We start from the raw sequence: 12,989 nt of genomic DNA, 5'->3' as shown, positions 1-12,989 counted from the left end.
TGTTATTGTTCCTGACTCTTTTCTGGGTGTGTATATAGTGGCGTTCGTTTCAGCAATAGCTTAAGCGCGTGCCAATAAATTCCGGCCACGGTTTTTATCGTCATACTGGGTATACGTTTAAGTGCGGCAGATAGATTCGCATTATCTAAAGTAAATTTAGTCAAATTAATCCCAGCGCTAAATTCTTTGTCTTCTCTTACGCAATCCATCGCTAAAGAAAGTCTAGACGAAGGCTGGGAAATCGACCATTTATAGGTCATATCCATAGGGTTAAAAGGCGACACGTGAAAAGCCTTAGGTGTATCGGCTTGGCTGTTTAGGTTTACCAGATAGTGATGGCGCTCATTCCAAGGAGTATTGCTAACCTCAGCAAGCATATGAGTATATTTACCCTCAGCATTGCGAAGGTAATAAAAGTTAACTGGGCTGAAATACAGCCCCCACATGCGTAACTGACCTAGCATAAAAACGTCGCCGCTTAGCGCTTTACCATCATTTAATTCGGTCATTCTTTGCAACACGGCTTGTTTCAAAGAAATGGAAGGGTCACCTAGATAGTCTTCTCGCTTGAATCGAACTCGTGCTTTGGTGTGCGCGCTAAAATACTTCAGCGTATCCGATAGCACTTTCAGTTCCTCACTTTCCAGTTTTAACCAAAACAGATAAATGTCGTAGTCAAACTTGTGTTGGGTAGGCTTGAAACGTTGATGATATACCTTGCCTTTATATATCGCGCTTTCTATCACAGTGTTTCACCAAAACGAGCACAAACGTCTAGTGCACTGGTAACGCCGTCTTCATGAAAACCGTTGTACCAGTATGCGCCACAAAAATGTAAATTATCTACGCCGCAAATCTCACTTCTACGTGACTGCGCTTCAACCATGTTGGCACTGTACTGAGGGTGAGCGTATTGATAGCTTCGCAAAATACTCTTGTTGTCAATTTCAGGCGTATTATTGAGCGTTACGCAATACGTATTCTCCGCTTCTAATCGCTGGAGAATGTTCATATTGTAGGTGACAGAAGCGGGGCGGGCTTCCTCGCTTGCATCCTCTTTTAAGCTGTAGTTCCAACTTGCCCACGCTAACTTTCTCTTTGGTAATTGGCCTGTGTCTTTGTGCATGACTACATCATTTTCCGCAAAAGGAATATTGCCAAGGATATCTCTATGCAGTGAAGTAGGGGAATGAATCATTTTTAACGCTTGGTCGCTGTGACACGCAAACACGACATGATCGAACGTCGCAACTGCACCAGATGAATCAGTAACTTCCCACTTATCATCGCGTTTGGCCACAGAAACTACAGCCGTAGATAATTTAATTTTAGACTCAAATGGTGCAACCAATGGCGGTATATATTGGCTAGAGCCACCTTTAATCGTGTACCACTGTGGTCGGTCGGTAATATTGAGCAGGCCGTGATTATTAAAAAACTGCAAGAAGAAGGTTAATGGAAACTTCCTCGTTTGTTCTAGGCTACTAGACCAAATAGCGGCACACATAGGTAGTATATAGTAGCGCGCGAAATCGTCGCTTAGCCCTAATTCTTTAATAACATCTTCCAGCGTTAACGAAGACGTGTCGCGCTCTTCAGCCACCATGGCTTTACACGCTTTATTGAACGTCAGTATGTCTTTAACAATGCGCCAAAACTTAGGTCGAAGAATGTTACGTCGCTGTGCAAACAAGCTGTTTAAGTTATTACCATTGTATTCTAAGTTTGCTTTTTTACTCATAACAGAGAAGCTCATCTCTGTTGGTTGGTAGTCAACGTTTAGCTGAGTAATAAGCTTAATGAAGTTAGGGTAGGTCCAGTCATTGAAAACGATAAAGCCGGTATCAATGTGATGAGTCTGACCATTATCATCGATTTTCTTTGTTGCCGTATGACCACCAATGTAGTCATTCGCTTCATAAACTGTGATGTCGTTCTGTCGGTTTAGAAGGTGTGCGCAGGTTAACCCTGAAATACCTGTGCCTATGATGGCAATCTTATTATTCATTTTTACTTCTCTTATTGTTTTTCTCGCATGGCCAAGGATAGGCGTCTTTGAATTGGCGTAGGCAATATATGCATAAAGCGTAGGATAAACCCAAAGAAACGAGGGAAGAAAACGGTTTGCTTATTATTTTCTATTCCTTTAAGCATAGCTTCAGCGGCTTCGTCAGCGCTAATTTTCATCGGCATTTCAAAGTCGTTTTTGTCAGTCAAAGGTGTTTCAACGAACCCTGGTGAGACTGCCTGTACTTTCACGCCTTTATGGTGAAGATCGACTTCTAAGGACTTCGTGAAGTAGTGAAGGGCAGCTTTACTAGAGCCGTAGGCCTGAGTGCGTGTGAAAGGTAATAGACGAGCCATACTGTCGACTATGACCAACTTGTCGCCATCTTTCAATTGTGGGAGTAGCGCGTTAACACAGTGAACTACGCCAAAGAAATTAGGCTCGAAAACTCGGCGGAACATGTCTGGCTCGAAATCTTCAAGGTCTACATATTCACAAGTACCAGCATTGAGTACAGCAATATCAAACCTAACATTTGCTAATGCTCGCTTCGTATCTTCTAGATCTGACACATCAAACTGACAACCGCTAATATTGCTATATTTGCTAAGTTCATCAAGGGCTTCTTTGTTTCTTCCACAAGCAATGACACTATACCCATTATCGGCACACTTGATTGCTAATGCTTTACCTATTCCAGATGTTGCGCCAGTAATTAAGATACTCTTCATTTTGCCAGCTTCCCTTTTATCTTTTTGATTATAAAACCTAAGATAGGTACGTGTTCGTAAACCATTTCGCCCAAATCATAATAATCTTTGTGGTAGATGATGATGTCACCGTCAACACCAAGTTGTGTTGTACCGTCTAGCGTGATCTTTTTCGCATTGTTTTTCAGTACGAGGGTCATTGTCCAATTTACAACGTGAGTCACCTTGGATTGACTATGGCCGGCTTGTTGAGAACAGTAGAGGATGTCTGCTATATCAAACTTGCACGTTTCGGCTTGTGTAAGAAGGTTAGAAAAATAACTTTTAACTTCGTCTATCCCGCTGTGCATAGTGATGGGGTCTATAAATTTAATATTACTGGCATAGATGTCTTCCAAGTCATCTGGGGATATCTGACATATATCTGTGTAAATTTTACAAAAGCGCTCGATGACATCCATACAGCTTCCTTTACATTAAAATCTTGAGTACTGATAAATCATTCAGTTATGATTTTCTCTGAACCTTACAAAAATTTTTTTAATTATTGACTGCAAGTCTCTGATCTAAAATCTGTTAGTAATTTTATACAAAAACTAAATTACATTAATTGCTGAACTTAAGATCATGTTTCTCCGTTTATCCGTGAAAAATTTTCCCATTCGATCCTATTTGTACTCAGTCGCGTAAGTATTTCCGTGTTTTCGGAAGTGTTGAGTATGAGTGTAGAACGTTTTCCCTTATTTCCTTTATCTGCGCACCTTTTGCCTGAAGGCAGAATGGCATTGCGTATTTTTGAACCTAGATATGTGCGTATGGTTAAGCAGGCATGCGCCGAAAATAAAGGCTTTGTGATGTGTATGCTAAACGCAAACGGAGACAAAGGCTCAAACGAACACATCCATAAAATAGGGACATACGCACAGGTTGTCGACTTTGATATGCTCGACGATGGTTTGCTTGGCATAAAGGTTGCTGGTTCTCATTTAGTTGAGGTAAGTAGCATTGAAGTTGAAAAAGATGGCCTTCGCACTGGAAGTTGTAAGGTGTTAGAACCTTGGAAATGCGATTTGGCCCCTCAACAAATAGCGCCTATGGACGAGCGGCTTAAAGAAATATTTGGAAATTACGAAGAACTGGCGTCGTTGTATGAATCACCGAAATTTAATTGTCCCAACTGGGTATTAAATCGATGGTTAGAGTTATTGCCAGTCGATGGCTCGCAAAAGCAGCATTTTTTAGCGCAAAGAGAATGTACTAGTTTGCTAAATTATCTCTCTGCACTAATCGCTTAATATTGAGAGTTGAAATTGACATTACAAATTCGTAATCCAACATTTGCGTTTTTCGCAATCGTTTTAAGTCAGAACGTCGTAGAATGATACAACCAAAACGGAAAAGCGGACGAATCTTATGTTAGTTGGAATTCCTTTGGAACAAAGTAACAGCACAATCAAACCTAAAGAATGTGCTACTGAAATGTCTGATTACCTTGTGGCGGTTGCTGACGCCAGATGCAAACGATCCTTTGCTAGAGTATTTAACTATTTCGCACCTCGCTTGCGCTCATATGCATTGAAACAAATGGGAAATGAGGCGTTAGCGATGGAACTTGTTCAAGACACCATGTCAAACGTTTGGCAAAAAGCACATCTTTTTAATGCCGAGAAAGGGTCTCCATCGACATGGATTTTTACAATTGCGCGTAATATACGTTTTGACATGTTGCGTAAGCTACAGAACCGAAAAGAAGACGTGTGTTCTGATGATTTGTGGCCAGTGCTTTGTGAGCAAACTGCGGATGCTAATGAAGCGCCGCTTGACGAGCAAGTTACTTTAGAGCAAATTGGTCACTTGTTTGAATCACTGCCGGTAAAACAAAAAGCGGTAGTTGAAGCTATCTACATTGATGGCAAGTCTCAACAAGAAGTTGCCGACGAACTTTCTATTCCGTTAGGTACGGTAAAGTCCCGTACGCGTTTGGCGCTTCAACGATTAAAGGTCATGTTAAACGATAATGATTAGGTTTCATCCCAGTGCCCAACAACTTAAAGATTTCGTTGAGGGCACGCTGTCACCTGCTATATCTTTGATGGTTTCGGCACATTGCGATATGTGTCCGAAGTGCCAACGATTTGTTGAGATCGAAACAGAAAGCTTAGCTGCACAAATGGTGTCAGCTGTAAGTGAGAATGCTTTCGCGACTTCTGATGCTTCGCTTCAGTTTGGCGATATGTTTTCACAAATCACCCAACTCCCACAATCACCGAATGGCGGTGTTGATACTGCCAACGTTTCTGAATATCGAGAGACGTTTAAAAAGCCTCGGGCACCATCTAAATCAGAAAATTTAAGTTCTATTGAATTGGATGGCAGAACGTTTACTTTACCTCGAACCCTTCACCGATATATCGACAAGACTGGAAACTGGTCAAGTTTAGTCGGTAAGCTATGGCAGGCCCCGGTTGATTTAGGTAATCAGGGCGTAGCCAATTTTATATTTATGGGCGGTGGCGGAAGTGTGCCAGAGCATACTCATAGAGGAACAGAGTACACGTTAGTTATTGATGGCGAATTTAGTGACGGGCTCAGCCGTTACGATACTGGCGACTTCATTTTCATGGATGGTGAAAAAACCCATACTCCCAGGGCTGAAGGAAAAGACGGTTGCTTAGTGTTTAGCATTGTAGATCAGCCATTACACTTTACTTCCGGTTTAGCGAGACTATTAAACCCATTTAGCCACCTTTTCTTCCGCTAAGGTTTAAAACAGTTGCTTATCAGCTACTGTGCTTACAATCGCTAAATAACAAAAAACGCACTTAAGTGCGTTTTTTCGTTTTAATTATTAATGTTCTATAGTCGTTCGCGTCTCAAACTCTCTTCGACTAGCTAATAAACTCGCTGTCCGGATAGTTAAGTCTAAGTGTCTTCATTGCGTTATCACGAAGCTCTGTAAGACCAAGCTGCTCGTAGCTTGAAACCATAATTTCCAAGGCCTGTTGGACCTGCGTAGTGTTCGGGAAGTGCTCAATAACATAGCGACCACGGTTGGCAGCAGCAACGTAAGCCTCTCGTCTCATATAAAAACGTGCTATAGCAATTTCATAACGCGCTAAGCGATCTTTAATATGAACCATACGCTGCTTCGCATCAGCCGCATACTTGCTGTCTGGATACTGCTGAATCAAACGACGAAAGTCTTCAAACGCTGCGCGGGATTTTGAAGGGTCTCTATCCGTACGATCGATGTTCATTAACTCTTGGAATAGGTTGCTGTCTGATTCCATGTTAGTTAAGCCACGCATGTAATAAGCGTAGTCAACATCCGAATGATTAGGATTAAGACGGATAAATCTGTCGATAGTGGCAAGTGTTTCTTCGTTCTTACCCGACTTATAGTAGCTGTAAATAAGATCTAGCTGTACTTGGTGAGACAGTGGACCAAACGGGTAACGGGAATCTAGCGCACTTAACGTTTGAGCAGCCGCGCTAAAGTTACCGACCTCCATGCTTTGCTTTGCTCTGTCGTACAGTTGCTGTGCACCCATGTTAGCTAAAACGGCTTTCTCTTCTTTATCTGAAGAACTACATCCTGCGACAGATACCATAGCGCCCAATAAAACGGGAGCCAGTAGACGAAATGATTTCATAATAATTCTATTTTCCTGCTAAACAGTTTAATACTTCGCTGTCTAAGCTCATGTGTTAAACAACAACACTTTAATTGCATTCTAACGTACTAACGACGAGAAAAACCATACAAAAACGTAAACAAGGCAGTGTACAGCGTGAATACTTGTTATAATACCCTTTTTTAGACGTAATCAATGGTGTTATGACACAGTCGCCGAACACAATACAACTAGAAGCTTCAACGGAAGCTGCGCATTTTGGTTTACGCTTAGATCAGGTTTTGGCTGATTTGTTCCCTGAATATTCTCGTTCTAAGTTAAAAACTTGGATTCAGGACGGAAATGTTGCGGTAAATGGTGAAGTGATCACCGTCCCAAGACACAAAATGCAAATGGATGAACTCATTACTGTACAAGCTGAAATGGACGTGCAGGTAACAAGTGTTGCGCAAGACATTGCGCTAGATATTGTTTATGAAGATGAGCACATCTTGGTAATAAATAAACCTGCTGATTTGGTCGTGCATCCTGGCGCGGGAAATCCAAGCGGTACAGTGCTTAATGCATTGCTAAATCACTATCCCGAAATTGACAAAGTTCCACGTGCAGGCATTGTCCACCGTCTTGACAAAGACACTACGGGCTTAATGGTAGTAGCAAAAACAATACCTGCGCAAACGCACCTTGTTGACCAGCTACAGCGCCGCGAGATGAGCCGTGAATATGAAGCTATTGCTCTGGGTACTATGGTTGCGGGTGGTATTGTAGATGAACCTATCGGTAGGCATGCCACAAAGCGCACGCATATGGCAGTTCGCGAAATGGGTAAACCAGCAGTAACGCATTATCGCGTTATTGAAAAGTTCCGCGCTTATACTCATTTGCGTTTAAAGCTTGAAACTGGTCGTACGCACCAAATACGCGTGCATATGGCGCATATAAAGCATCCGCTGTTAGGCGATCAGGTGTACGGCGGGCGTCCGCGTTTACCTAAAGGTGCGTCTGAGGAATTTATTGCTGCGCTTCGCGGATTCCAGCGCCAAGCGTTACATGCCGCTCAGCTATCGCTATTCCATCCTGAGACCGAAGAGTGGATGACCTGGAAGGCACCTCTGCCACAAGACATGCAGGACTTGCTTAAAGCCGTGAAAAAGGACACCGCGGACAATCCTCAGGATATGCTTTAAGCATGGAGTAGGGCTTATGACGTGGTCAGCTGCAAATTCACCTCTTTCATCCACGCTGGATTTGGTTACGCCTGCGTGGTCATGCCCCTCTAATATTGTCGCTTATACAACGACAAGGTTGGGGGGCGCTAGTATGGGAGATTTTGCAGGCTTAAATGTTGGTGCGCACGTGGGAGATGATCTTTTACTAGTTAAAGCCAATAGAAGCCTGATTCCACACAGCGAAAAGATAACGTGGCTAGAGCAAATACACAGCAATCGCGTGGTGTCACTGCCAAGTGTGGATACTACTGCTGATGCAGCGTATTCTTCTTCCAATTCATATTTTTGCGCCGTAATGACTGCTGACTGTGTGCCCATCCTATTATGTGATGAGAGTGGACAAGAAGTGGCAGCAGTTCATGCGGGGTGGAAAGGGCTTGAGACTAATATTATCAGAAATGCTGTTGGGCAATTTAACTGCGATGCAAATAAAATCATGGCTTGGATAGGCCCCGCAATCAGCGGTTCTTGCTATGAAGTGGATGCTCAACTGGCGAGTAAATTTCGCCATGTAGCCGGCGCCGTTGCCAATAGTAGTAATGAGGGTAAATACCTTTTAGATTTACCTTTAGTTGCACAGATGCAATTGCAGCAAGCTGGTGTTGAAGATATCACGCAAAGTAACCTGTGTACTTACACTGACGAGCGACGCTTCTATTCGCATCGGAGAGCCACTCATCAAAACAAACGCAAAACTGGGCGCATGGTCAGCGTAATAGGTATGCTTTAGATATCTAATCCTATGGGCATTAGTTCTTAATCCCATCATTTATTTGCGCTACATCAAAGTTTCTACAGTATTTGTTATCTTTTTGGCTAACTTTTCAATCTCATACTTGAATCACAATTGCGCAGCCTACATAACTAGAACATAAGCAATACCATTCCTCATAGAGCATTGCCCACTCCGCGAGAGTTAAAATGTTCGTAATCGCGGTGTGTTACCGCAGGTATAGTTGTTCACTTATTAGGTTGAGATTATGAGACTAGATAGATTTACCAGTAAATTTCAGCTCGCGATATCCGATGCTCAATCACTCGCATTGGGGCGAGATCATCAATACATTGAACCTGTCCACTTAATGACCGCCATGCTGAATCAGCAAGGTGGTTCAGTACGCCCGTTGCTTGATCAAGCTAACATTAATGTTAACGCACTTCGTTCTGCTTTGAGTCAGGCTATTGAACGTTTACCTAGAATTGAAGGCATTGGTGGTGATGTTCAATTAAGCAAAGACAGTGGCATTTTACTTAACCTTTGCGACAAGATTGCTCAGCAACGAAAAGACGAATATATAACGTCGGAGATCTTCGTGTTAGCAGCCCTTGAAGATAAAGGGCGATTGGGTGAGATCCTTAAAAGTTTGAATATCACCAAAGACGCTATTGAAAGCGCGATAGATGATATGCGTGGCGGACAGAAGGTGACAGACCCTAACGCTGAAGATGTGCGCCAGGCCCTTGAAAAGTACACCACAGACTTAACTGAGCGAGCGGAACAAGGCAAGCTCGACCCGGTAATTGGACGTGATGACGAAATTCGCCGTACCGTTCAAGTTCTGCAGCGCAGAACAAAAAACAACCCCGTGCTTATTGGTGAGCCTGGTGTAGGTAAAACGGCGATTGTAGAAGGGTTAGCGCAGCGCATTATTAACGGTGAAGTGCCTGAAGGATTGAAGAACAAGCGCGTTCTTGCCCTAGATATGGGCGCGTTAGTGGCTGGGGCTAAATACCGCGGTGAGTTTGAAGAACGTTTAAAGGCCGTTCTTAACGAATTGGCTAAAGAAGAAGGCCGCGTCATTCTATTCGTTGACGAACTGCACACCATGGTAGGTGCAGGGAAGGGCGATGGCGCCATGGATGCGGGGAATATGCTTAAACCGGCGCTGGCACGCGGTGAACTTCACTGTGTGGGGGCAACCACGCTAGACGAATATCGTCAGTACATTGAAAAAGACGCTGCGCTAGAACGCCGTTTTCAGAAAGTATTGGTTGAAGAGCCAAGCGTAGAGGACACTATTGCTATTCTTCGAGGCTTAAAAGAGCGTTATGAACTCCATCACTCCGTAGATATTACTGACCCAGCTATTGTCGCAGCGGCAAGTTTGTCGCATCGTTATATTAGTGACCGTCAATTGCCCGATAAAGCCATCGACCTTATTGATGAAGCGGCCTCTAGCATTCGTTTGCAAATAGACTCTAAGCCAGAGGATATGGACCGTTTGGAGCGCAGGATTATCCAGCTTAAGTTGGAAGAGCAAGCTCTGGCCAAAGAAACAGATGATGCGAGTCATAAGCGCCTCGAAATGATTGAACTTGAGCGCGAGCAAGCAGAAACCAAGTATGCAGAGCTTGAAAAAGTATGGCTAGATGAAAAAGATGCCATGCAGGGTACCCAAACCATCAAAGGGGAACTTGAACAAGCAAAGCTAGATTTAGAAATTGCCCGTCGAGCATCTGATTTGAATCGTATGTCGGAACTTCAGTACGGCCGTATTCCTGAGCTTGAAGCCAAGCTCGAACAGGCGGCTGAAAATGAAACCCGTGAGACCACGCTTCTTAAAAATAAAGTAACGGATATTGAAATTGCAGATGTGCTCTCGCGATGGACAGGTATTCCTGTAGCGAGAATGCTTGAAGGCGAGCGCGGGAAGCTGTTGCGTATGGAAGATGTCCTTCATAAACGTGTAGTAGGGCAAGAAGAAGCCGTTGAAGCAGTATCAAATGCTATTCGCCGTTCACGTGCGGGGCTTGCCGATCCAAACCGTCCAATTGGCTCATTCTTGTTTCTAGGTCCAACGGGCGTAGGTAAAACTGAGCTCTGCAAAGCCTTGGCTGGCTTTATGTTCGATACTGAAGACGCCATGGTGCGTATCGATATGTCTGAGTTTATGGAAAAACACTCGGTCGCTCGTTTAGTAGGTGCGCCTCCTGGCTACGTTGGCTATGAGGAGGGTGGCTACTTAACCGAAGCGGTGCGTCGCAAGCCTTATTCCGTAATTTTATTGGATGAGGTTGAAAAGGCACATCCTGATGTATTCAACATTTTACTTCAGGTGCTGGATGACGGCAGACTGACTGATGGACAAGGCCGCACCGTAGATTTCAAAAATACGGTTGTGATCATGACATCTAATTTGGGTTCGGACATCATTCAAGATAAGCACAACGAAAGTCAGTATGACGATATGAAAGCATCGGTAATGAGCGTAGTAGGGCAGCACTTCAGGCCCGAGTTCATCAACCGTGTGGATGATATTGTGGTATTCCATCCGTTGGGCAAAGAGCAAATTAAGTCTATTGCTAAAATTCAGCTTGCTTCCTTAAGAGCACGATTGGCGGAAAAAGGTTACAAACTTACTTTGTCTGCCGCAGCTATGGACAAGTTAGCCGATGCAGGTTTCGACCCTGTGTTTGGCGCAAGGCCGCTTAAACGAGCGATACAGGTGCAGGTGGAAAATCCACTCGCCCAGCAATTGCTGGCGGGTGAACTAATACCGGAATCCACTATTCGCATTGATGCTGACGAAAGCGGTCTATTTGTAGTAAGCAGTTAATCAGCAGACCAAGTCTTTAATTCGAAGGCACTGGAAACAGTGCCTTTTTTATTGCTTTATTATTGCCTTGGCACTGTCTTTTCCTTTAGTTTACTCTGCTAAAGTAATTTCAGCGTGAGTGTTAGGAGTCATACATGGAAACAGCCCCAATTATTAACGCATTTAAACGCGTACTCGGGGAAAGCAACCTTGCCGTTGGAAAACGCCAAACTGAGCACTACCGAAAAGGGTGGCGCTCGGGTGAAGGTGAGGCATTGGCCGTACTGTTTCCAAATACGCTAATGCAATATTGGGAAGTGCTTAAGGTTTGCGTTGAATACAACTGCATCATCATTATGCAGGCTGCAAAAACCGGTTTGACCGAAGGTTCTACCCCGAACGGTGATGATTATGATAGGCCGGTGGTGGTAATTAACACCTTAGCCATGGATGATGTCGTTCTAATAAACGACGGTAACCAAGTGTTGAGTTTTCCTGGGGCAACCTTGTTTAAGCTTGAAAAAATGTTAAAGCCCCTTGGCCGCGCGCCACATTCGGTGATTGGATCGTCCTGTTTGGGGGCGTCTATCGTTGGTGGTGTAGCTAATAATTCTGGCGGCGCATTGGTTAAACGAGGCCCCGCTTATACGGAGTTGTCGCTATTTGCTCAAATCGATGCTAACGGTGATTTAAAGCTGGTTAATCATTTAGGGATAGACTTGGGTGAAACACCTGAAGAAATTATCGGTAATCTCGCATCAGGCAACTTTTCAAAATCCCTCCCAGAAACGAGTAAAAAAGCGTCAGCCAGTGACTATGAAGAAATCGTTCGAGATGTAAATGCTAGTACGCCTAGTCGCTTCAATGCCGACCCATCAAGACTATATGAAGCCAGCGGTTGCGCGGGTAAAATTGCCGTTTTTGCCGTGCGATTAGATACATTCGAAGTGCCTAAAAAAGAACAAACGTTTTATATCGGTACAAACGATGCTGCTGTACTTACCCGTATTCGCAGAGACATTCTGTCGACGTTTGAAAACATTCCTGAAGTAGGTGAATACCTGCATAGAGAAATGTTTGATATTGCAGATGTGTATGGCAAAGACACGATATTGAGTATTGAGCGTTTGGGGACTGATTCACTACCTAAAATGTTTGCACTAAAAGGGCGGGTGGATGCTGTGCTTAACAAACTGCCTTTTATGCCTCGTTACCTAAGCGATAGAGTTATGCAGTTTGGGAGTAAGCTTTTCTCTAACCAAATCCCTACAAGTTTGAGAACCTACCGCGACAAATACGAGCATCATCTTATTCTTAAGATGAGCGATGGAGGCATTGAAGAGGCGAAGACACTTTTAGCCAAACTGTTTACTGAAGAGAAGCTAGATGGTGACTACCTTATCTGTAATGAAGAGGAAGCATCTAAAGCCTTTTTACTACGTTTCGCCGCTGCGGGAGCTGCGGTGTGCTACCAAATTATGCATGACAAACAAGTCGGAGATATTTTAGCGTTAGATATTGCGTTGCGCCGCAATGACGAGTTTTGGGTAGAGGAGTTGCCTGAGCACATAGCCAAACATGTAGAAAAGCCGCTTTATTACGGCCATTTCTTTTGCCATGTCTTTCATCAAGACTACATACTTAAAAAGGGCAGTGATGCCAAAAAAGTAAAAGCAGACATGTTGGCACTATTAGATAGCCGCGGTGCCAAATATCCTGCCGAGCATAATGTTGGGCATTTGTATAAAGCAGAAAGCACTCTACAGCAGTTTTATAGAAAACTAGACCCTACCAATACCTTTAACCCAGGCATTGGTAAGATGGAGAAGCACAAACGCAATTGTTCGTGCTGTGTTTAATTTTATGCGTAG

At 43.7% G+C, this 12,989-nt stretch carries 12 protein-coding genes; 7 read left to right on the top strand and 5 right to left on the bottom strand.

Going from position 1 to position 12,989, the window contains the following annotated elements; genetic code table 11:
* Positions 1-2: 2 nt before the first annotated feature.
* Genes ACYX4W_RS16115 through ACYX4W_RS16100 form a run of 4 tightly spaced genes read right to left on the bottom strand, consistent with a single transcriptional unit; the run spans position 3 to position 3,179 of the window.
* Positions 3-746: a DUF1365 domain-containing protein gene (locus ACYX4W_RS16115; protein WP_476073833.1), complete on the bottom strand. Its 744-nt coding sequence runs from the start codon at positions 744-746 to the stop codon at positions 3-5.
* Positions 743-2,008, bottom strand: coding sequence for an NAD(P)/FAD-dependent oxidoreductase (locus ACYX4W_RS16110; RefSeq protein WP_476073832.1), 1,266 nt, complete (start codon positions 2,006-2,008; stop codon positions 743-745). Before ACYX4W_RS16110 ends, ACYX4W_RS16115 begins: the two co-directional genes overlap by 4 nt.
* 11 nt (positions 2,009-2,019) lie before the next feature.
* Positions 2,020-2,739 (bottom strand): SDR family NAD(P)-dependent oxidoreductase, encoded by a 720-nt coding sequence (locus tag ACYX4W_RS16105; RefSeq protein WP_476073831.1) that lies wholly within the window; start codon positions 2,737-2,739, stop codon positions 2,020-2,022.
* Positions 2,736-3,179 (bottom strand): nuclear transport factor 2 family protein, encoded by a 444-nt coding sequence (locus tag ACYX4W_RS16100; protein ID WP_476073830.1) that lies wholly within the window; start codon positions 3,177-3,179, stop codon positions 2,736-2,738. Before ACYX4W_RS16100 ends, ACYX4W_RS16105 begins: the two co-directional genes overlap by 4 nt.
* Before the next feature lie 258 nt (positions 3,180-3,437).
* Here ACYX4W_RS16100 and ACYX4W_RS16095 point away from each other — a divergent pair, with 258 nt between their 5' ends.
* The 3 genes from ACYX4W_RS16095 (at position 3,438) to ACYX4W_RS16085 (ending at position 5,479) form a co-directional block, all read left to right on the top strand.
* Complete coding sequence (locus ACYX4W_RS16095) at positions 3,438-4,013, top strand: LON peptidase substrate-binding domain-containing protein (RefSeq protein WP_474805845.1); 576 nt, start codon at positions 3,438-3,440, stop codon at positions 4,011-4,013.
* A gap of 118 nt (positions 4,014-4,131) precedes the next feature.
* Positions 4,132-4,743 carry a sigma-70 family RNA polymerase sigma factor gene (locus ACYX4W_RS16090; RefSeq protein ID WP_179983974.1) on the top strand — a complete coding sequence of 204 codons (612 nt, stop codon included), beginning with the start codon at positions 4,132-4,134 and terminating at the stop codon, positions 4,741-4,743.
* Positions 4,736-5,479: a ChrR family anti-sigma-E factor gene (locus tag ACYX4W_RS16085; RefSeq protein WP_476073829.1), complete on the top strand. Its 744-nt coding sequence runs from the start codon at positions 4,736-4,738 to the stop codon at positions 5,477-5,479. Before ACYX4W_RS16090 ends, ACYX4W_RS16085 begins: the two co-directional genes overlap by 8 nt.
* 127 nt (positions 5,480-5,606) lie before the next feature.
* Here the strand turns inward: ACYX4W_RS16085 and ACYX4W_RS16080 are convergent, their stop codons facing one another.
* Positions 5,607-6,371 carry an outer membrane protein assembly factor BamD gene (locus ACYX4W_RS16080; protein ID WP_461851800.1) on the bottom strand — a complete coding sequence of 255 codons (765 nt, stop codon included), beginning with the start codon at positions 6,369-6,371 and terminating at the stop codon, positions 5,607-5,609.
* Between the two features lie 185 nt (positions 6,372-6,556).
* Between ACYX4W_RS16080 and rluD the strand changes: the two genes are divergently transcribed.
* The 4 genes from rluD to dld all read left to right on the top strand — a co-directional run bounded on the left by rluD (position 6,557) and on the right by dld (position 12,977).
* Entirely contained in the window at positions 6,557-7,540 is a 984-nt protein-coding gene (rluD, locus tag ACYX4W_RS16075) for a 23S rRNA pseudouridine(1911/1915/1917) synthase RluD (RefSeq protein WP_334059725.1), read from the top strand.
* Between the two features lie 16 nt (positions 7,541-7,556).
* Positions 7,557-8,312 carry a peptidoglycan editing factor PgeF gene (gene pgeF, locus ACYX4W_RS16070; protein WP_476073828.1) on the top strand — a complete coding sequence of 252 codons (756 nt, stop codon included), beginning with the start codon at positions 7,557-7,559 and terminating at the stop codon, positions 8,310-8,312.
* A gap of 250 nt (positions 8,313-8,562) precedes the next feature.
* Positions 8,563-11,139, top strand: coding sequence for an ATP-dependent chaperone ClpB (gene clpB / locus ACYX4W_RS16065; protein ID WP_476073827.1), 2,577 nt, complete (start codon positions 8,563-8,565; stop codon positions 11,137-11,139).
* Between the two features lie 134 nt (positions 11,140-11,273).
* Entirely contained in the window at positions 11,274-12,977 is a 1,704-nt protein-coding gene (dld, locus tag ACYX4W_RS16060) for a D-lactate dehydrogenase (protein WP_476073826.1), read from the top strand.
* Positions 12,978-12,989: the final 12 nt, after the last annotated feature.

The organism is Alteromonas sp. ABH4_454 (assembly GCF_056311775.1).
This window is presented reverse-complemented; position numbering and strand designations above follow the sequence as displayed.